The 18,425-nt window shown below is 49.1% G+C and carries 19 protein-coding genes and 10 tRNA genes; 1 reads left to right on the top strand and 28 read right to left on the bottom strand.

Features of this window, described 5'->3' with window-relative positions; all coding sequences use genetic code 11:
• Positions 1–8 precede the first annotated feature (8 nt).
• From PJK55_RS12255 to acpS, 18 genes are all read right to left on the bottom strand, one after another.
• A tRNA-Ile gene (locus PJK55_RS12255) sits at positions 9–85 on the bottom strand.
• A gap of 11 nt (positions 86–96) precedes the next feature.
• Positions 97–173: transfer RNA gene (locus PJK55_RS12250), tRNA-Arg, on the bottom strand.
• A 5-nt stretch (positions 174–178) separates the two neighbouring features.
• Positions 179–266: transfer RNA gene (locus tag PJK55_RS12245), tRNA-Leu, on the bottom strand.
• A gap of 17 nt (positions 267–283) precedes the next feature.
• Positions 284–359, bottom strand: a tRNA-Lys gene (locus PJK55_RS12240).
• Between the two features lie 9 nt (positions 360–368).
• A tRNA-Gln gene (locus PJK55_RS12235) sits at positions 369–440 on the bottom strand.
• 7 nt (positions 441–447) lie between these two features.
• Positions 448–523, bottom strand: a tRNA-Asp gene (locus PJK55_RS12230).
• 21 nt (positions 524–544) lie between these two features.
• Positions 545–620 (bottom strand) — tRNA-Val (locus tag PJK55_RS12225).
• Positions 621–625: 5 nt separating this feature from the next.
• Positions 626–700: transfer RNA gene (locus PJK55_RS12220), tRNA-Glu, on the bottom strand.
• A gap of 29 nt (positions 701–729) precedes the next feature.
• Positions 730–821 (bottom strand) — tRNA-Ser (locus tag PJK55_RS12215).
• Between the two features lie 9 nt (positions 822–830).
• Positions 831–905 (bottom strand) — tRNA-Asn (locus tag PJK55_RS12210).
• A gap of 207 nt (positions 906–1,112) precedes the next feature.
• Positions 1,113–3,239 (bottom strand): Tex family protein, encoded by a 2,127-nt coding sequence (locus tag PJK55_RS12205; RefSeq protein WP_271305981.1) that lies wholly within the window; start codon positions 3,237–3,239, stop codon positions 1,113–1,115.
• Between the two features lie 69 nt (positions 3,240–3,308).
• Complete coding sequence (gene sigB, locus PJK55_RS12200) at positions 3,309–4,109, bottom strand: RNA polymerase sigma factor SigB (RefSeq protein WP_015880560.1); 801 nt, start codon at positions 4,107–4,109, stop codon at positions 3,309–3,311.
• Entirely contained in the window at positions 4,075–4,554 is a 480-nt protein-coding gene (gene rsbW / locus PJK55_RS12195; protein ID WP_271305980.1) for an anti-sigma B factor RsbW, read from the bottom strand. Before rsbW ends, sigB begins: the two co-directional genes overlap by 35 nt.
• The gene (locus tag PJK55_RS12190) at positions 4,551–4,877 is read right to left on the bottom strand and encodes an STAS domain-containing protein (protein WP_015880558.1); all 327 of its coding nucleotides are present in this window, start codon (positions 4,875–4,877) and stop codon (positions 4,551–4,553) included. The genes rsbW and PJK55_RS12190 overlap by 4 nt, the downstream gene beginning before the upstream one ends.
• A gap of 141 nt (positions 4,878–5,018) precedes the next feature.
• Positions 5,019–5,369 (bottom strand): type II toxin-antitoxin system PemK/MazF family toxin, encoded by a 351-nt coding sequence (locus tag PJK55_RS12185; protein ID WP_026824472.1) that lies wholly within the window; start codon positions 5,367–5,369, stop codon positions 5,019–5,021.
• Positions 5,370–5,374: 5 nt separating this feature from the next.
• Complete coding sequence (locus tag PJK55_RS12180) at positions 5,375–5,653, bottom strand: hypothetical protein (RefSeq protein WP_026824473.1); 279 nt, start codon at positions 5,651–5,653, stop codon at positions 5,375–5,377.
• A 129-nt stretch (positions 5,654–5,782) separates the two neighbouring features.
• On the bottom strand, positions 5,783–6,859 hold the full coding sequence (alr, locus tag PJK55_RS12175; protein WP_271305979.1) for an alanine racemase: 1,077 nt from the start codon (positions 6,857–6,859) through the stop codon (positions 5,783–5,785).
• The gene (gene acpS / locus PJK55_RS12170) at positions 6,846–7,214 is read right to left on the bottom strand and encodes a holo-ACP synthase (RefSeq protein ID WP_271305978.1); all 369 of its coding nucleotides are present in this window, start codon (positions 7,212–7,214) and stop codon (positions 6,846–6,848) included. The genes alr and acpS overlap by 14 nt, the downstream gene beginning before the upstream one ends.
• Positions 7,215–7,277: 63 nt before the next feature.
• Between acpS and PJK55_RS12165 the strand changes: the two genes are divergently transcribed.
• On the top strand, positions 7,278–8,003 hold the full coding sequence (locus tag PJK55_RS12165; RefSeq protein ID WP_271305977.1) for a rhomboid family intramembrane serine protease: 726 nt from the start codon (positions 7,278–7,280) through the stop codon (positions 8,001–8,003).
• A gap of 35 nt (positions 8,004–8,038) precedes the next feature.
• Here the strand turns inward: PJK55_RS12165 and argF are convergent, their stop codons facing one another.
• The 10 genes from argF to PJK55_RS12115 form a co-directional block, all read right to left on the bottom strand.
• On the bottom strand, positions 8,039–8,965 hold the full coding sequence (gene argF / locus PJK55_RS12160) for an ornithine carbamoyltransferase (RefSeq protein WP_271305976.1): 927 nt from the start codon (positions 8,963–8,965) through the stop codon (positions 8,039–8,041).
• The gene (gene carB, locus PJK55_RS12155) at positions 8,962–11,982 is read right to left on the bottom strand and encodes a carbamoyl-phosphate synthase (glutamine-hydrolyzing) large subunit (protein WP_271305975.1); all 3,021 of its coding nucleotides are present in this window, start codon (positions 11,980–11,982) and stop codon (positions 8,962–8,964) included. Before carB ends, argF begins: the two co-directional genes overlap by 4 nt.
• Entirely contained in the window at positions 11,975–13,027 is a 1,053-nt protein-coding gene (locus tag PJK55_RS12150; RefSeq protein ID WP_271305974.1) for a carbamoyl phosphate synthase small subunit, read from the bottom strand. Before PJK55_RS12150 ends, carB begins: the two co-directional genes overlap by 8 nt.
• Positions 13,024–14,169, bottom strand: coding sequence for an acetylornithine transaminase (locus tag PJK55_RS12145; protein ID WP_271305973.1), 1,146 nt, complete (start codon positions 14,167–14,169; stop codon positions 13,024–13,026). Before PJK55_RS12145 ends, PJK55_RS12150 begins: the two co-directional genes overlap by 4 nt.
• Positions 14,129–14,908, bottom strand: a complete 780-nt coding sequence (argB, locus tag PJK55_RS12140) for an acetylglutamate kinase (RefSeq protein ID WP_271305972.1) — start codon at positions 14,906–14,908, stop codon at positions 14,129–14,131. Before argB ends, PJK55_RS12145 begins: the two co-directional genes overlap by 41 nt.
• Positions 14,905–16,122 (bottom strand): bifunctional glutamate N-acetyltransferase/amino-acid acetyltransferase ArgJ, encoded by a 1,218-nt coding sequence (gene argJ, locus PJK55_RS12135; RefSeq protein ID WP_271305971.1) that lies wholly within the window; start codon positions 16,120–16,122, stop codon positions 14,905–14,907. Before argJ ends, argB begins: the two co-directional genes overlap by 4 nt.
• Positions 16,123–16,133: 11 nt before the next feature.
• Positions 16,134–17,159, bottom strand: a complete 1,026-nt coding sequence (gene argC, locus PJK55_RS12130; protein ID WP_271305970.1) for an N-acetyl-gamma-glutamyl-phosphate reductase — start codon at positions 17,157–17,159, stop codon at positions 16,134–16,136.
• Positions 17,160–17,318: 159 nt separating this feature from the next.
• Positions 17,319–17,636, bottom strand: a complete 318-nt coding sequence (locus PJK55_RS12125; RefSeq protein ID WP_015880545.1) for a hypothetical protein — start codon at positions 17,634–17,636, stop codon at positions 17,319–17,321.
• A 33-nt stretch (positions 17,637–17,669) separates the two neighbouring features.
• Positions 17,670–18,152, bottom strand: a complete 483-nt coding sequence (locus PJK55_RS12120) for a hypothetical protein (RefSeq protein ID WP_271305969.1) — start codon at positions 18,150–18,152, stop codon at positions 17,670–17,672.
• Positions 18,145–18,420 (bottom strand): 4a-hydroxytetrahydrobiopterin dehydratase, encoded by a 276-nt coding sequence (locus PJK55_RS12115; RefSeq protein WP_015880543.1) that lies wholly within the window; start codon positions 18,418–18,420, stop codon positions 18,145–18,147. Before PJK55_RS12115 ends, PJK55_RS12120 begins: the two co-directional genes overlap by 8 nt.
• Positions 18,421–18,425: the final 5 nt, after the last annotated feature.

Here is an 18,425-nt window from a genome sequence, read left to right as displayed (position 1 = left end):
AGTTTAAATGGTGGGCCTAAGTGGACTCGAACCACCGACCTCACGCTTATCAGGCGTGCGCTCTAACCGGCTGAGCTATAGGCCCATAAAAAAGAATGGTGCACCCTGAGAGATTCGAACTCCCGGCCTTTAGATTCGTAGTCTAACGCTCTATCCAGCTGAGCTAAGGGTGCGCATATGGTGCGGTCGAGAGGACTTGAACCTCCACGGTGTTAACCACCACTAGGCCCTCAACCTAGCGCGTCTACCGATTCCGCCACGACCGCAGCGTATGAAATTAAAATGGTGAGTCATGCAGGGCTCGAACCTGCGACCCTCTGATTAAAAGTCAGATGCTCTACCAACTGAGCTAATGACTCAAATAAAAGCTGGGCTGGAAGGGATCGAACCTTCGCATGTCGGAATCAAAATCCGATGCCTTACCACTTGGCTACAGCCCAACGTAAATGGCGGTCTTGACGGGATTCGAACCCGCGATCTCCTGCGTGACAGGCAGGCATGTTAACCCCTACACCACAAGACCAGATTACGTTTTTATTTGAAATGGTGGAGGATGACGGGATCGAACCGCCGACCCCCTGCTTGTAAGGCAGGTGCTCTCCCAGCTGAGCTAATCCTCCATATATGGTGACCCGTACGGGATTCGAACCCGTGTTACCGCCGTGAAAGGGCGGTGTCTTAACCGCTTGACCAACGGGCCAGTGTATGTGTCTTCTAAGTAATTTTAAGTGGCGGAGACGGAGGGATTCGAACCCTCGCACCGGTTTCCCAGCCTACTCCCTTAGCAGGGGAGCCCCTTATAGCCTCTTGGGTACGTCTCCAAAATAAAATGGCTCCGCAAGTAGGATTTGAACCTACGACCTACCGGTTAACAGCCGGTTGCTCTACCACTGAGCTATTGCGGAACGTTGCTTGAAATTATCGAAGTAACGATTTATATTGTAACCGCAAACCAGAAACCTGTCAATCACTTTCTTAGAAAAACTTTTATTTCGCATGCCGTCTCTCGGCGACTTCTATAAGATATCACGGTACAAAAAGACCGTCAACACTTTTTCTAAAAAAAATCAGGTAAAATGAAAAACATTTTACCTGATTCGAGTTTCTTCTTATTAATTGTTCTGTTCAAGCATCGTCAAACTAATTCGTCCCCGGTTCACATCGACCTGTTCGATCCATACCGTAACGATATCACCGACCGCCACGACATCTAACGGATGCTTCACGTAGCGATTCGATAATTTTGAAATATGGACGAGCCCGTCCTGTTTTACACCAATATCCACGAACGCACCAAAATCAATGACGTTTCGAACGGTGCCTTGGAATTCCATTCCGACTTGAAGGTCTTCAAGACTCATGACGTCCGTACGCAGTAACGGCTTTTGAATATCTTCCCGTGGGTCACGTCCTGGTTTTGCTAACGACTTCAAGATATCCTCGACAGTTGGAAGTCCCGCATCTAATCGCTCACTCAATACATTCGCATCAACTTGTTGTAACCGTTCACGCAATGCAGCTGTTCCGACCTCAGCTTTCGAGGATCCGATTTCTTTTAAGATTGATAATGCGAGGGAATAACTCTCAGGGTGAATCTCCGTCTGGTCGAGAACGTCCTTCCCATTCATAATTCGCAAGAATCCAGCCGCCTGCTCGAATGCCTTCGCTCCAAGTCTTGGCACTTTTTTAATTTCCTTTCTCGTTTCAAAGCGTCCATTCTCTTCACGATATACCACAATATTTTTAGCAGTCGTTTTGTTCAGTCCCGATACGTAAGTCAATAAAGACTCCGAGGCACGGTTCACATCGATTCCGACCATGTTAACCACGCTCTCCACGACGAATTCTAAAGATGCCTTCAGTTTATTCTGACTCACATCATGCTGATATTGCCCGACACCGACCGACTGCGGGTCGACTTTGACGAGTTCTGCCATCGCATCTTGGATTCGGCGTGCAATCGAGACGGCTGACCGTTCCTCTACTTTTAAGTCCGGAAATTCACTACGTGCGACTTCCGATGCAGAATAGACACTCGCTCCCGCTTCGTTCACAATCGCGTAAGCAATTTCACGCTCTGCTTTCTTTAACCAATCCGCAACGAATTGTTCGGTCTCCCTTGATGCCGTACCGTTTCCGACGACAATAACGGAAATTGGATATTTCTTAGCGAGTTTCGTCAGTACTTTTTCAGCGCCGGCGATATCGTGCTTCGGTGCCGTCGGATAGAAGACACCAACCTCTTCGACTTTTCCGATTTCATTGACGACCGCCCATTTGCATCCTGTCCGATATGCCGGGTCGATCCCCAAGACGACGACCTCGCGAAGAGGCGGTTGCATGTAGAGTTGCTTTAAGTTTTTCGAGAATACATCGATCGCCTGCTCCTCTGCCTTGTCGGTCAATTCACCACGAATCTCTCGTTCAATGGCTGGGAAGACAGATTTTTTATAAGCCTCTGTCACGGCCGCTTCGACAACTTCACGCTTCTCTTTCGGAAGTCGCTCATATGTACGAAGCGCTTGATCCATGAAACGTGTCTCGTCAAAAATGACTTTCACTTGAAGGACATCGGTACGCTCCCCGCGGTTCAAGGCGAGTACACGGTGTGGTACGATGCCTGCGATTTTCTCTTCGTATTCATAATACTGCGCAAAGATCTCTTTTTCGTCTTCCGCTTGTTTTTTCTTTTTCGAGCGCAACAATCCTTCTTTGCGTACACGGTCGCGAAGCATCTGTCTTAGTTTTGCTTCTTCTCCCCACTCTTCCCCGATGATGGCATGTACGAGCGGAAGGGATTCTTCTAGCGCTACATCCTTCGAGAGCTCTTCAACCACACCTGTCGAGTAAGGCGACTTGTCTCGGAACCAGTCCGCAAGCGGCTGCAATCCTTTCTCACGTCCCTGTTCCGCTTTCGTCCGCCGTTTCGGACGATAGGGTAAGTAGATATCTTCCACTTGCTGAAGGGTTGTCGCTGCCTCTAACGCCTTCGTTAGTTCAGGTGTGTTCTTTTCCAGCTCTTCTAACTTAGCCAGAACATCCGTTTTTCGCTTTTGAAGACTTTCTTCATATTGAAGGGCGTCCAAGATTGCTTTGATTTCGACTTCATCCAGGTTCCCCGTCATTTCCTTCCGATAACGGGCCATGAACGGAATCGTCGCCCCTTCAGATGCGAGCTGTTGAACCGTCTCTACTTGGTTCACTTTCAAGTTTAACGCCTTAGCCACTTTCGTAATCACTTGAATCACTTCCTTTTATGATCTCTTCCAAAGTGTAGCAAACATTCAAACAAAAAAGCGATGACTCGATTAGTCATCGCTTGAGAATACTTCATTGAGTGGGACTTTGATGGCTTCACGCAGCTTTTCGAGTGCTCGCCGTTGCAAACGGGAGACATGCATCTGCGAGATCCCAAGAAGTTCTCCAGTCTCTTTTTGACTCATATTCTTATAGTAGGCGCATTCTAAGATGGCGCGTTCCCGTTCATTTAAGACGTTGAACGCTTTCTCTAGAATGAGACGTTGGTCGACCGATTCATATCCACGCTCTTGGCTACCGACCAAGTCGAGTAACGTGACCGTACTGCCTTCGTTATCCGCTTCGATCGAACTATCGACCGATAGCGCTTGATAACTCTTGCCCATCTCAAGCGTTTCGAGAATTTCTTCGTCTGATACGCCAAGATGATCGGCAATCTCATCGATTCGCGGAGAACGTTGCAATTCAGTCGTCAACTCTTCGACCGTCTTCTTAATTTTCGGTCCGAGCTCTTTAATCCGACGTGGAACATGGACACTCCATGTTTTATCGCGGATGAATCGCTTGATTTCACCGATGATGGTCGGAACGGCAAACGATTCGAAGCTACGACCGAATTCCGGGTCAAATCGACGAAGTGCCGCCAATAACCCAATCATCCCAACTTGCACGAGATCATCGTGAATCGCTCGTCCACGCGAAAATTTACGGGCGAGTGCTTCGACGAGGTCCGAATAGCGATTGATGAGTAGCATTTGCACTTCTTCGTTTTGATCGTCTTGTTGGTAGCGTTCAATCCACTCTAGTACCTCGTCATCACTGTGATGGCGTTGTTGAGATTTTGCTGGCACTCTGATCCACCTCGTCCCTGTTAAGGAGTTTTGTCATCGTCACTTTGACACCGTTGTCTTTATTGATCGAGACATCGTCCATTAACGCTTCGATAAGGAAGAGACCAAGTCCTCCTTCGTGGAGCGATTCAATTTCTGTCGTCTCTTCGACCGGAGCCGCTTGACGCTTCACATCATCAGCGAACGTCTTGCCTGAATCTTCAATCGTGATTTCAAGACGATCTGCATATACGCCACAAGCGAGTTTGACCTCTCCATTTTGATGCTCTTCATATGCATGCTGAACTGCGTTGCCACATGCTTCCGAGACCGCGATTTTAATATCCTCGATCTCGTCGTACGTATATCCCATACGGTTAGCGATTCCTGAAACGACTAATCGAACCACACCGACATATTCGGGTTTGGCCGGGAACGTCATGACCGTCTGTTCAACATTGTTCATTGCGTGCCACCTCTTACGTTCGAATTAATAGAAAGAAGTTTGTGAAGACCCGTCAATTCGAATAGACGATTGACTCGGTCTGTAACCCCGACAAGTGACAACTCTTTCTCGTTACGTGTGGCGATTTTCAACGCCCCGACGAACACGCCAAGACCTGTCGAATCCATATACTCCACTTCATCTAAATGAACGACCACGTCTTGTTCACTAATGGCCGGATGCAATACTTCTTTCAATTTTGGTGCAGTATATGTATCCACTTCTCCGGATACGTAAAGGTGTAATTGTTCTCCAATGACTTGCTCGCGAATCGCTAAATCCATCGTTTATTCCCTCCTAAATGTCCGTACAGATAAATTGAGTACGATTTACTTTAATTCCCCACTATCAAAATTTTAAACCATTTTTTTAAAAATGTTTAAAAAAAGACCGATACCTATGTACCAGTCTTGATCTATGTAAGGCTAGAGAGGGATCAATCCCATACTAATCTCTAGCGCTCGGTCAACTTTATGCATCGTCTCATCATCGAGATGAGTGACTTTATCCGTCAGACGACGCTTGTCAATCGTTCGAATCTGCTCAAGTAAAATCACAGAGTCTCTCTCGAGTCCATGCTTCTCTTGATATACTTCCACATGAGTCGGCAGTTTTGCTTTCTGAATCTGAGCTGTAATCGCAGCGACAATGACGGTCGGGCTAAAGCGATTGCCGATGTCGTTCTGTACGATGAGAACGGGTCGAACGCCACCTTGCTCTGAGCCGACTACGGGCGACAGATTCGCATAAAATACGTCACCACGCTTTACGATCACTCTGCTCACACCCCACTTACTTGACGTAAGAGAGCGTGTTCGGCTTCGGCTTCAATCGTTAGCATCTCTTCTGCCATATTCAAGTTAAACGCGGCCATCTCTTGATAGCCTTTCGCCAATTCTTCACGCAGTGTTTGTTGTCGATCAGCAATTTCTTTAGACAAGTATGTCACTACATCGTTCAAGGACAGTGTTTCACGGTCTTTCATCGAAATCGGACCCCCTTGTTGCGAGAACCGATCTGGGACGGACGCTAGCGCACCCGCAGTTCGCTGCTTCAACATCTTACACCTCCAGAATCGTTTCATGGACTGGCGGAACATCTCCCGCGTTCTTTATCAATATAACACGCGGGAATGGGAAAATATAGAGAAATCGAGAAAGAATTCAGATAATTTCACACGATTTGTGATTCACACATAGTGACGCGGTAATCGACTCGTGAACTGGCAAACGATCTCATAGTTAATCGTCCCAAGATATGACGCAAGTTCATCAATGGCGACGTTTCCACCGACAAGGGTCACATCGGTCCCTACCGGAAACTCTTCTGGAAGTCGGATCATGAAGCGATCCATGCAGACGCGTCCCACAATCGGACAACGAAAACCATTTACCTCAACTTCAAATCCGCTCGCCTTCCGTAACCAGCCGTCCGCATATCCGACTGGGACGGTACCGATCCATTCATCGGTCGATGTCGTATAGGTCGCTCCATAACTGATCGTTTGACCTGCCTCGAGACGCTTCACCTGCATCAACTGGCTCTTCAACGTAAAGGCTGGTCGGAGAAATGAATAGAATGTTTCCATTTCATGTGACGGATATAAACCATAGAGTGCAATCCCGACACGGACCAGATTATAAGGAACGTCTTGTCCTGCCATTCGGATGGCCCCTGCTGAATTGGACGTATGAATATAGCGGAACCGCTCATGTAGCCCATCCATCAAGCGTTCGAAACGTTCTTGTTGTGTGTAGTACAAGTCGCTATCGAGTTCATCCGCTGTCGCGAAATGGGTGTAGATGCCTTCAATGACAAATGAATCGTTCGCTTCTTCAAGCATCGCATCAAGTTGCTCTCGTGTACGAAGACCAAGACGTCCCATCCCTGTGTCGACTTTAATATGAACCGTCAATGGTTTTTCTTCTATATAAGCAGTAGCCTCTTTTAACCATTCAGCAGAAAAAATGGACAACGTGACGTCTCGTTCTGCTGCAATCCCTGCATATTGGGGAAATTGCGCCTCCATGACTAAAATCGGTGCCTCGATCCCTGCATCCCGAAGTTCGATTGCTTCTTCTAATAAAGCGACCCCAAGCATCGTCGCCCCGTTCTGAAGGGCAATATTCGCTACTTCAACAGCCCCATGACCGTAGGCATTCGCTTTGACGACCGCCATGATGTCTTGCGGGATACGTTGTGTTAACTCTTGTATGTTATGGGCGATGGCCGCCCGATCAATCTCGATTCGACTAGGACGAAACATGTTGCCCCTCCTCTTCTAAGATGACTTGTGCGACGGCATATGCACTGCTATGACTGATGCTGACATGAATTCGTCCCGAAAACGGCGCAGTCATGACAGGTCGACCTGTCTCATCCGGTAAAATTTCAATGTGGCGCCACGATAGACCGTGCGCGATTCCGGTTCCGATTGCCTTGGCATAAGCTTCTTTTGCGGCAAAACGACCCGAAACAAACTCGATTTGACGCGGGAGTGGGTATTGTTGAACAAACTCATACTCTGCATCGGTGAGCAGGCGCTTTAAAAAACGCGGTTGTTTCATCGAGCGAGCCATCCGATCAAGCTCGACGATATCGACTCCGATTCCTACAATCACAGGACACTCGCTCCTTTCCTTTTTTCCCCGTTTCCCTATACAATTGGAGAAAGAGGTGATGTTATGTTTAGTCGTACGGAAAATATACAAACGTTTGTACGGGCATATCCACTCGTAACGCTGTTCATTGTAATCCAACTCCTTGTGTTTGTCATCGATTCTTTCGCTCCTGGATTACGAATCGTGTCAACAGGCGGGTCGTTTCATTTGGCACTCGCCGACGGACAATGGTATCGCTTGGTGACGGCCAACTTTATTCATTTGAGTCTCGGCCACTTGCTATTTAATTCGTTTGCGCTGATCATCTTCGGACCAGCGATGGAACGCATGGTCGGGCATGTGAAGTTTGCCCTATTTTATGTATTCGCCGGGGCACTTGCCAACTTGTTCACCTACTTCACCGTCAGTAACTTGTTTTATCTACAAGCTGGTGCGTCAGGTGCCATCTTGGCCATTCTCGGATTCTATGTGTTCATCGGTCGCTTCCGCCGCACGTTGATGCTTAGCCAAGATGCCCGCTTGGTCTATATCTTCGTCGCCATCAGTGCCGTCTTTACACTCATCGGTTCGAACGTTTCACTTTGGGGCCACGTGTATGGCTTTTTGGCAGGATTTTTACTTGCCATTCCACTCTCCCGGTATGCCGTTCCGTATACACGCCCGATGCGCTACGGGAAGTATAAGCAACGTTCGTACGCGCCCCCAATCATTCATTCCGGGGACGGAAAATGGTTCTTCTACATTATTATTGGACTGGCGATTTTCGGCTTATTGGCGCAGTTCCTATAACGAAAGGGTGACACATCACGTGTCACCCTTTGTCGTTACGTCAATAATGTCAGCATCAAAGCCTTCTGTGCGTGTAAGCGATTCTCGGCTTGATCGAATACCCATGACTGTGGTCCATCAATCACATCGGCCGTCACTTCTTCCCCGCGATGCGCCGGTAAACAATGAAGGAAAATTGCATCTGTTTTCGCAAGTGCCATCAAGTGACCGTTCACTTGGAATCCTTCGAATTTTAACAGTCGTTCATCGGCTTCCTGTTCTTGTCCCATACTCGCAAAGACGTCCGTGTAGACAACATCCGCCTCGTTTACAGCAAGCGTCGGGTCATCAAACAACGTAATACTGCCTCTAGTCGTCTGAGCCAACTTCTGTGCATTCTCATAAATCGCTTGATCGACAGTATATCCGCTCGGCGAAGCGATGCGGATATGCATCCCACTCAGCGCACCGCCGATCATGAGCGAATGTGCCATGTTGTTCCCATCTCCGATATACGTCAACACTCTTCCCGAACGACTGCCGAAATGTTCTTCAATCGTCAATAAATCCGCGAGCACTTGGCATGGGTGATGCAAGTCCGTCAATCCGTTCATAATCGGAATCGATCCGTGTTGCGCCAACGTCTCGACCGTTTCATGGGCAAACGTCCGAATCATCAATGCGTCCACATACCGACTCATCACTTGAATCGTGTCCGTCAACGGTTCCCCGCGTCCGATTTGCAAATCTTGACCACTGAGGAAGAGCGGGTATCCGCCTAGTTCGACGACACCCACTTCAAATGACATGCGCGTACGCGTCGATGCCTTTTCAAACAATAACGCAACTTTCTTACCTGTCAGTGCGGTCGCAAAAGATTGAGGCGACTGTTTGACGTCGCGTGCCAACTGAAGCAACGCATCGAGTGTGTCCGGTGTCAGTTCTTCCATCGTCAAAAAGTGTTGCATCGTCTTTACTGTCATTTAGCTACTTCCTCTCTCATTTGAATGGACTGTAATGATTGAACCGGATTGTCGGTCAGTGAATGACTCATTTGATGATACTGAGCCAACTGTCGTGACGAAATAATATGCACACCATTTCGGACGGCGATTTCACGCGATTCCCGCTCGTCGGTCGCGTCCGAGAATAGTATGGCGACATGTTGGAAATCTGTGACGTCTGCGAGTGGTGTATTCCCAAAGTGCTCAAACCCTTTTCCAAAGGCAATCTGCGAACGTTTCATCACCCGTGTCGTCAGTGCATCATACGTAAACCGTTCCGGCACATACGGGTGTGGACTGAACTGAAGGGTCTCGCCTGTCGAACGCATGACCGGACCTGTCATCGGGTCAACGCCAGGTAATTTGACGTTCGAGAAGATCGGCGTCTTCACCGCATAGTTCGTCAATGGGCGAGCACTTGTCGGAACATGATCGACTAAAGATAGACCATACGCTGCATAGGTCGCCCATTCGATTAACGGTTCGCCTGTCACTTTGCTGACAATTGGTACGGTCCGAGATGCACGCGGATTGATTTCAAGGACATAGATCGTTTCTTCCTTCAACACAAACTGAATGTTCAAGGCTCCCTTATAATCGAGCGCCCGTCCGATTCGTTTGGCGATCGACTCTACTTTTTCTTGAATCGATTCACTCGTGTCGACAGGCGGCAAGACCATCGTCGAGTCGCCTGAATGCACGCCCGCCGCTTCGATTTGTTCGAGGATAACTGGCACATACACCGTTTCCCCGTCTGTTACACAATCCACTTCGAGCTCACGTCCTGCTACGTATTGATCGACAAGAATCGGATAGGCAAGATTCGGTAACGCCTCTGCTAACTGTTCCTCCGAACGAATGAGCAGCATCCCTTTCCCGCCGATCACATAAGACGGGCGAAGGATACATGGATAGCCGAGTCGTTGTACCGCTTCATTCAATTCTTGTTGGGAAGACACCTCCTCTCCCGGGATGTGTTCGACTTCAATGGAATCAAGGAACTGATAGAAACGTTCCCGATCTTCCATTTGATCGATGGTTTGTGCAGACGCACCGAGCAAGTGATACCCCGCCGCTTCTAATTCATGGGCGAGCGCAATCCCCGTCTGTCCTCCAAACTGAATCAACACATCGTGACATCCTTCCGCTTCTAACACATGCATGACATCCTCACTCGTCAATGGTTCCACATATAGTTTGTCCGCAATCGAGAAGTCGGTCGATACGGTTTCCGGGTTGTTGTTGATCATAATCGTTTCCACACCGAGTTTTTGAAGCGCCCATACCGCGTGAACGGAACTGTAATCGAACTCAATGCCTTGCCCGATTCGAATCGGTCCTGCCCCGATGATGGCAACTTTCGTCTTGTCACTCGGTTTTACTTCAGTCGTCCCGTGCCATGAGCCATAAAAATATGGCGTCTGGCTTTCAAACTCGGCCGCACACGTGTCAATCATTTGGTATATCGGGTGAATCGAAGCCGCTTCCCGAAGCGCCTTGACGTCCGCGACGTGTACATTCATCATCTCGGCAATCTGCGTGTCCGTGAATCCGAGTCGCTTCGCCTGTAACAGCTGACTCGGTTCCATCAAATCTTGCTTCGTCATGTGGATGATCCGCTTCAACATCTGAATGAAATGTGGGGTGATGCCCGTGATTCGCTGTAACGCGTCACCAGACACGAGTTCACGATCGAGTAAGGCAAGACAAGCATGCAGACGACGATCAGTCGGTGCCTCGACTTCGTTCATCAATCCTTCGACGGTAGCATCCTGCATCCATTTCGGATAAAGCGGTGCCTGTTCAATCCCGGCGCCACGCCATGCTTTTTGCAATGCCTCTTCTAACGTTTTCCCCATTGCCATACTCTCTCCGGTCGCTTTCATTTGTGGACCGAGCGCACGGTCTGTCTCGGCGAACAAATCGAATGGGAAGCAGGGCACTTTTGCCGTGACGTAATCGAGTGCCGGTTCAAAACTTGCCATCGTATTGGTTGTGACCGGATTGATGCAACGGTCTAGCGGTTCCCCAAGAGCGAGACGTGTCGCAATCTTCGCAATCGGATATCCGGTCGCTTTTGACGCGAGCGCTGAGCTCCGAGAGACACGAGGATTCACTTCGATCACGTAGTACTCTGACTTCGTCGGATGAACGGCGAACTGAATGTTACAGCCACCAATCACACCTAATTCGGATACGATTCGGAACGAAGCACTCCGCAACGTTTGATGCATCTGATCCGATAACGTTTGTGCCGGTGCGAATACGACGGAGTCCCCCGTATGCACACCGACCGGGTCAATGTTTTCCATGTTGCAGACGATGATGCACGTTCCAAACGCATCGCGCATCACTTCATACTCAAACTCTTTATAGCCGGCGATGCTCTTTTCGACTAAACATTGTGAGATTGGACTCGCTTCAAGACCACGACGCGCCATTGTATATGCTTCTTCTTCCGTCGTCGCGATGCCACCACCTGTTCCACCGAGCGTGAAAGCTGGGCGAACGATGAGTGGGACACCCGTCGTCTTGATGAAAGCGGTCAGTTCTTCAATCGATTCAATCGTCGTCGACGTCGGAATCGGTTCATGTAACAGCTCCATCTTTTGTTTGAATCGTTCACGGTCTTCTCCATCACGAATCGTTTCAAGTGACGTCCCGAGTAGTTCGACTTCATATTGCGCCAATACTCCAGCTTCTTCGAGATCGAGCGCCAAGTTCAATGCCGTCTGTCCACCGACTGTCGCGAGTACGTGAGTCGGACGTTCTTTCTCGATGATCGCGGTCGCTTTTTGTACGGTCATTGCTTCGATATATGTCGCATCTGCCATCCCAGGGTCCGTCATGATCGTCGCAGGATTGGAGTTCAATAAGACAACTTCACAACCGGCTTCACGAAGCGCTTGGCACGCTTGTGTTCCGGAATAATCAAACTCTGCGGCCTGCCCGATCACGATTGGTCCTGAACCAATGACGAGTACTTTTTTATGCATACACGTTCACTCCTTGCTGAATCATTTCATCGAAACGGTCGAATACGGATTGCGCATCGATTGGCCCCGGACTCGCTTCTGGATGGAACTGCGTCGTGAACAAGCGCCCATTCGGATGAACGAGCCCTTCAACCGAATGATCATTCACGTTCTCATAGAGCAGTTCGAGCGGGCTTTGTTCGATACTCATACGCTCGACCACATAGCCGTGGTTTTGTGACGTCATCCACACTTCGTTCGTCTTAACGTTTCGAACCGGATGATTCGAGCCCCGATGACCATATGTTTGTTTCTCAATTTTGCAACCGAACGCGAGGGCGAGTAGTTGATGCCCCATGCAAATCCCGAGTGTCGGATACGATAACGCCAATTCGCGAATGACTTCAATCCGTCCAAGATGGTCTCGCGGGTCACCAGGGCCATTCGATACTAAAATCGCATCCGGTCGTAACGACGTAATAACATCTTTCGTCGTATCATATGGAACAGTCGTCACGCGATAACCACGTTTCACGATTTCTCCAACCATTGATGCCTTCACTCCGAAGTCGAGACAGACGACATGTCCTTTCTCACCATTGCCTTCTAGAACCTGAGAAGTCGTCGTGACACGCGCTGTCAGATGATTGACAGGTTGAATATCGATGTGCACATCTGGATTTGATGACAAGACTCCGAATTGATCCCCTTCTTCACGTAACACATGGACGAGGGCACGTACATCGACTTGTGAGAGTACCGGAATCCCTTCCTCTTCGAACCACTCCTTCAATGCAGGGCGATCCCCGTGGTCTGCCAATGTCTGAACGAGGACGCCAGCCGCTTGAATGCGAGCACTTTCGTTCCCGTCTGATTCCAGTCCGTATTGCCCGATCAGCGGGTAAGTGAACGCGATGATTTGTCCTGCGTATGACGGATCAGTCAACACTTCTTGATAGCCCGTCATCCCGGTGAAGAACACGACTTCGCCACTTGCGTGTCGTGCACTCGTCTCCCAAGTTCCTGTAAACTGCATCCCGTTCAATAGGCTGATGCTTCCGTTCATACGACGCCCTCCTTCTGTAAGATGTGTTCAAGTTTCGTCAATGCCTCGTCGATTTCGGATTTCGTGACTAGGAGTGAGGGGAGGAAACGAATGACCTGGGGACCCGCCATCACGACCAATAACCCTGCCTCTGCCAATTGAGTGACCCACTCGGCTACCGGTTCTGTTGAAACGAGTCCAATCATCAGTCCAAGTCCTCTCACTTCTACGAAGCGCTCTCCGTCCACGAACCGGGTGAGTCCCTCCTTCAAGTAATCTCCCATGTCTTTGACATGTTGAAGGGACGTTTGTGTGAAGAGAACATCTAGCGTCGCTTCTGCCGCTGCCATCGCCAACGGATTTCCACCGAAAGTCGAACCGTGGCTCCCGGGTCCAAAGATTGCCGTCGCTTCTTCGGTCGTCAACATCGCCCCGACCGGGATCCCACTCCCTAACCCTTTCGCCAACGTGACAATATGAGGTTGAAGCGGTGTTTGTTCGAAGGCGAAACGTGTTCCGGTACGAGCGATGCCGGTCTGCACTTCATCGACGACGATTTTCACGTCATACTTGTCAGTCATTTCTTGCAATGCCTGTAACCACGATTGATCCGCCACGATGACACCCCCTTCGCCCTGCACGATCTCGAGCCAAACAGCGGAAGTTTCTTCATCGATTAGGTCTAGTGCATGCATATCGTTGAATGGCGCATGAATGAAATCGTCCACCATCGGTCCAAATCCTTGTTTCACTTTATCTTGCCCGGTCGCCCCGAGCATCGCGAACGTGCGTCCATGGAACGACTGAGTGAAGGTAATGATTTTCGTCTTCTTCGTCCATTTGCGTACCAACTTGAAGGCCGCCTCATTCGCTTCTGTTCCGCTGTTACAAAAGAAGGCTTGCGTAAGATGTGTTCCTTCCATCAATTTCTCTGCAACCCGCTGCTGACCGGATATCATGTATAAGTTTGATGTATGCCACACCTGATTCAATTGCTCTTCAATCTTTTGTTGCACGTATGGATGACGATGTCCTGTCCCACACACGGCAATCCCCATCACAAAGTCTAAATACGTGTTTCCTGATCCATCCGTCACGTACGATCCGCTCGCTTTCGCGATCTCAATCGTTCGTGGTCCGTATGTCGGTAAAAGCGAATTCATAGTTCCCCTCCCATAATCTTGTCCCTTCCAGTGTTGCGTCACTGCCATCTCGGATACGGGCACTTTTGACCCCACCTGCCACTGCTGCTAGTAATGCCTCTACTTTCGGTACCATCCCGCCATAGATCTCTCCATTCGCAATCGCTTCTTGTACGTCACGCTCATGTAACGTAGTTTGGAATTCACCATGAATACGAATGCCATTTACATCTGTCAGAAGTTCGAATTCGTCCGCTTGTAACGAAACAGCAAGTGCCACCGCACAATCATCGCCGTTACAGTTCAGCGGTCCGTCCGCGCTCGCAATCATCGATGTCACGACCGGCACATGACCAGAATCCATTAATTGTTCGAATACGTCATTTCGAATCGCTACCACCTCACCAACTTTCCCGAGGCCGGTGAGTCGGTGACCAACAATCGCATTCCCATCGACACCTGATAAGCCAAACGCATCGATGTCATGTTGTGTCAGCGTCGACACGATATCTGTCTGCATTTCCCCAGCCAATACTCGCCAAGCCCCAATCAATACTTCGTCTGTCGTCACGCGACGTCCGTCTAAAAAGAGCGGTTCAATCTGTTGAGACGTGCAGTACGCCGATAGTTTCGGTCCACCCCCATGAACGATGAGCAGTTCATTCCCCGCTTCAATCCAGTCACGCCACTCCTCAAAGTACTCAGGTGCAATCGAGTCCCAAACGCTACCGCCAAGTTTGATGACTTTCCGCTTCTTCATGTCCGATAACTCGCATTGATTTTGACGTAGTCATATGTCAAATCACACCCATATGCCTGACCGCTTCCTTCCCCGTCATTCAAGTCGACCGTGATAGTGACGACATCCCGACTCATCTCTTCTGTCGCATACGTCTCATCAAACCAGACAGGCGTACTGTTCTGAAGGACGAGTTGACTACCAATGTGAAGATCGATTGCTCCGACGTTCACCGGGAACGGAACGGCACCGATGGCGGCAATCATTCTTCCCCAGTTGGCATCTTGACCGTACACCGCTGTCTTCACGAGGGAAGATCCGACGATTTGCTTAGCGATTGTTCTAGCCTCTTGGTCGGATGTGGCTCCACTGACATGGACTTCAATGAGTTTTGTCGCACCTTCCCCGTCTTTTGCAATCGCTTTGGCAAGGTCTAGACACACCTCTGTCAAAGCCTGTTGGAACGCCTCATGTGCTGAAGTCCCCTCTTTGATTTCCTCCATTTCGAGTGCACCGCTCGCCATGACGAGTACCATGTCGTTCGTCGAACTATCCCCGTCTACCGTGATGTTATTGAACGAGGCGTCGACACTTTTCTTTAACGTTTGTTGCAAAAGCTCTGGTGAGATGACGGCATCCGTCGTGACGAATCCGAGCATCGTCGCCATGTTCGGATGAATCATCCCCGATCCTTTGGCGACTCCCGCGATGGTCACGGTCACTTCTCCCTCTTCGTATTGGATGCTCGTCTGTTTTGTCCCAGTATCGGTCGTCAAAATGGCTTCAGCGAACGATTGTCCACCTTCCCACGCGTCTGTCGGTTGCAGATGACCGATTCCATTAACGAGCGGGGTCATCGGAAGCGGCTGACCGATGACACCTGTTGAAGCGACCGCCACCTCTTCCGGCTTCACTCCTAGTTGTGTCGCTGTCACGTCACGCATCGTATAGGCGTCTGTCAATCCTTGTTCTCCTGTACACGCGTTCGCATTACCACTATTGATCAATACTGCCCGAATGTACCCATTTGATTCGGCCAGTGATGCTTTCGTCACTTGAATCGGTGCCGCTTGAAAGTGATTTGTCGTATAGACCGCTGCCGTACTCGCTGGTCGTTCACAAACGAGTAACGCCAAATCTTTACGTTTTCGTTTTAGTCCCGCATGGATGCCACACGCTTGAAATCCTTTCGGTGATACAATGCCCGGCTTTTTAGTCGCCATGATGTCGATCATGCTTCATCCTCCTAAATGTATTGTGGTTGACTCAACAGTCCTAACGTTTCTTCGAATCCGAATCGAGCGTTCGCATTTTGCAACGCTTGCCCGGCCGCCCCTTTTTGCATATTGTCGATGACCGACACGATGGTCAGTCGATTCGTCCGTTCTTCTTTGTACACCCAGAGATCGCAGTAATTCGAACCGACGACCGACTTGATTTCAGGTTCACCTTGCTGCACTCGAATGAATGGTTCGTCTTCATACGCGCTCTGAAGACGGCGTACCCACTCATCTTCTGAAACGTCATTGTTCGGCTGAGCCGTGATTGTCGCCATGATACCTCGATTGATCGGCAATAAATGCGTCGACATCGAGACAGTTGTTTTCTTCTCACCCCATGTATTCAGCGTCTGCTCAATTTCAGGAATGTGCTGATGGGAGTGAATTTTATACAATTGCACGTTCTCATTCGATTTGGCGTGATGCGTCTTCTCACTCAATCCCTTGCCCGCACCTGTGATTCCTGAACAAGCAGAGACGATGATATGCACCGGATCGATCCAATCATTTTGAACAAACGGTAACAAAGCGAGCGATACGGCTGTCGCATAACAACCAGGATTTGAAATCCATTTCGCGGTCGAGAGCTTGTCTCGATTCCACTCGGTCAATCCGTAAACAGCCTCTGATTGAATGATTTCGTTGACAGGTGGCTTCCCGTACCACGTTTCATACAAGTTGGATGGTAATCGCAAGTCCCCACTCAAATCGATGACCACCCCATCAAAAGATTCCAACTGTCGTATATAGTCAGCGGATACGCCACTCGGTGTCGCAAGGAACAACACATCGATTCCTGCTAAGGCCTCCACTTGAAACGGTTCGAGTTTTTGTGCACCCGCCTGTAACCACGGATACAGTTCCGATAAGGTCATTCCGGCGCGCGAATCGCTGATTGCTTTTTCTAAATGGATAGTCGGATGTTGTTCGATCAGCTTCAACAATTCCAACCCGGCATAACCTGTTACGCCGACAATGCCACACGTGATCATCTCTCTACCTCCCCTAAAGAATAAAATGATTGAACCACATGTATATTTATTCTGTCAATTGTATTTTTATTCATACAAAACAGCGAAATTTCACGATTGCTTGTGTAGTAAGGCTTTGGAGCATAAAAAAAGTCCGATGCATCTGCACCGGACCTGTGATTAGATTTGATTTTTATGACGAGCCTCTTGAAGCGCATCGACTAAGTCTTTCACGTCTTCGACGAGGTTTTGAATCGTATCTTGGTTTTCTTCGTAGAGCGATTTCCATTCCATGACTCGGTCTTTCAAGTTGCCTTTCGATGACGCTTGAAGACCGACTGCATGTGCCTCAGTCGACGTGTTCGATGACTTCAACTTCGACTTGATGCCTTTCAATTGTCTCACTTGTTGATCGCGTGTTTCGCTATGGAGAAGTGATGCCGCTGCGCCGATTACTGCGCCCGCAGCCATCCCCAACCAGAAATAATTCTTGTTCATAAAAATCCTCCCCTAACATGACGTTATCTTTTATTATAGATTATCTGACTCGGTGACGACATAGTGTTTTATAACAGGACCTGCACCGCGCTGTTCGACCGCCCGTTTCAAACGATCTTCAAGCACCGCGTAGTCCGCTGTGTCTCGGAAGTGTTTCCCTCCAGATGTAAATTGAATGAATACGACCGCATGATTGTCGTCCGGGTCGACACCTAGACGATACGCCGAAAACCCATCATGTCCGACCCCGAGCGGCGCCTTTTCCGTCAACAACTGATGAAACAGAAGCGAACGGGCATTTTCATCCGTTGGCACGTTCGCATATAAAATATTTCCTTTTTTGACGAATTCACCGGACGTCTCTTCAATCTCAAACACTTTTCCACTCTTGAACGGAGACTTCTCTCCTTCTGCGAGCAGAATCGTTTCATGTCCATTTGCCGCAATGACACCCGGCTCTTTCCGGAGACGCTCAGCCACACTCCCTGACGCGAAGGTCATATACAGTTTAGACAAGCTCCTCACACCCTTTCGCGAGTGTGATGTCTTTCTCCGTGATGCCCCCTTCGTCATGGGTCGATACGGTCAATGTCACGTTCCGATACTCAATCAAGATATTCGGATGATGATCAAGCGATTCAGCTAAATCCGCAACGAGATGGACGAACTGGATGGCTTCCGGGAACGTCTCAAGCCGATATGTCTTCTGAATCTCCCCGTTCACTTCTTCCCAACCGTTTAAACGTGACAGTTCATCTGTCAATTCACTTTGTGATAATACCATCGTCA

This window comes from Exiguobacterium sp. MMG028 (assembly GCF_027947425.1).
Taxonomy (GTDB): domain Bacteria; phylum Bacillota; class Bacilli; order Exiguobacteriales; family Exiguobacteriaceae; genus Exiguobacterium; species Exiguobacterium aestuarii_A.
The sequence above is the reverse complement of the archived record's forward strand: the minus strand, read 5'-3'. Positions and strand labels throughout refer to the sequence as shown.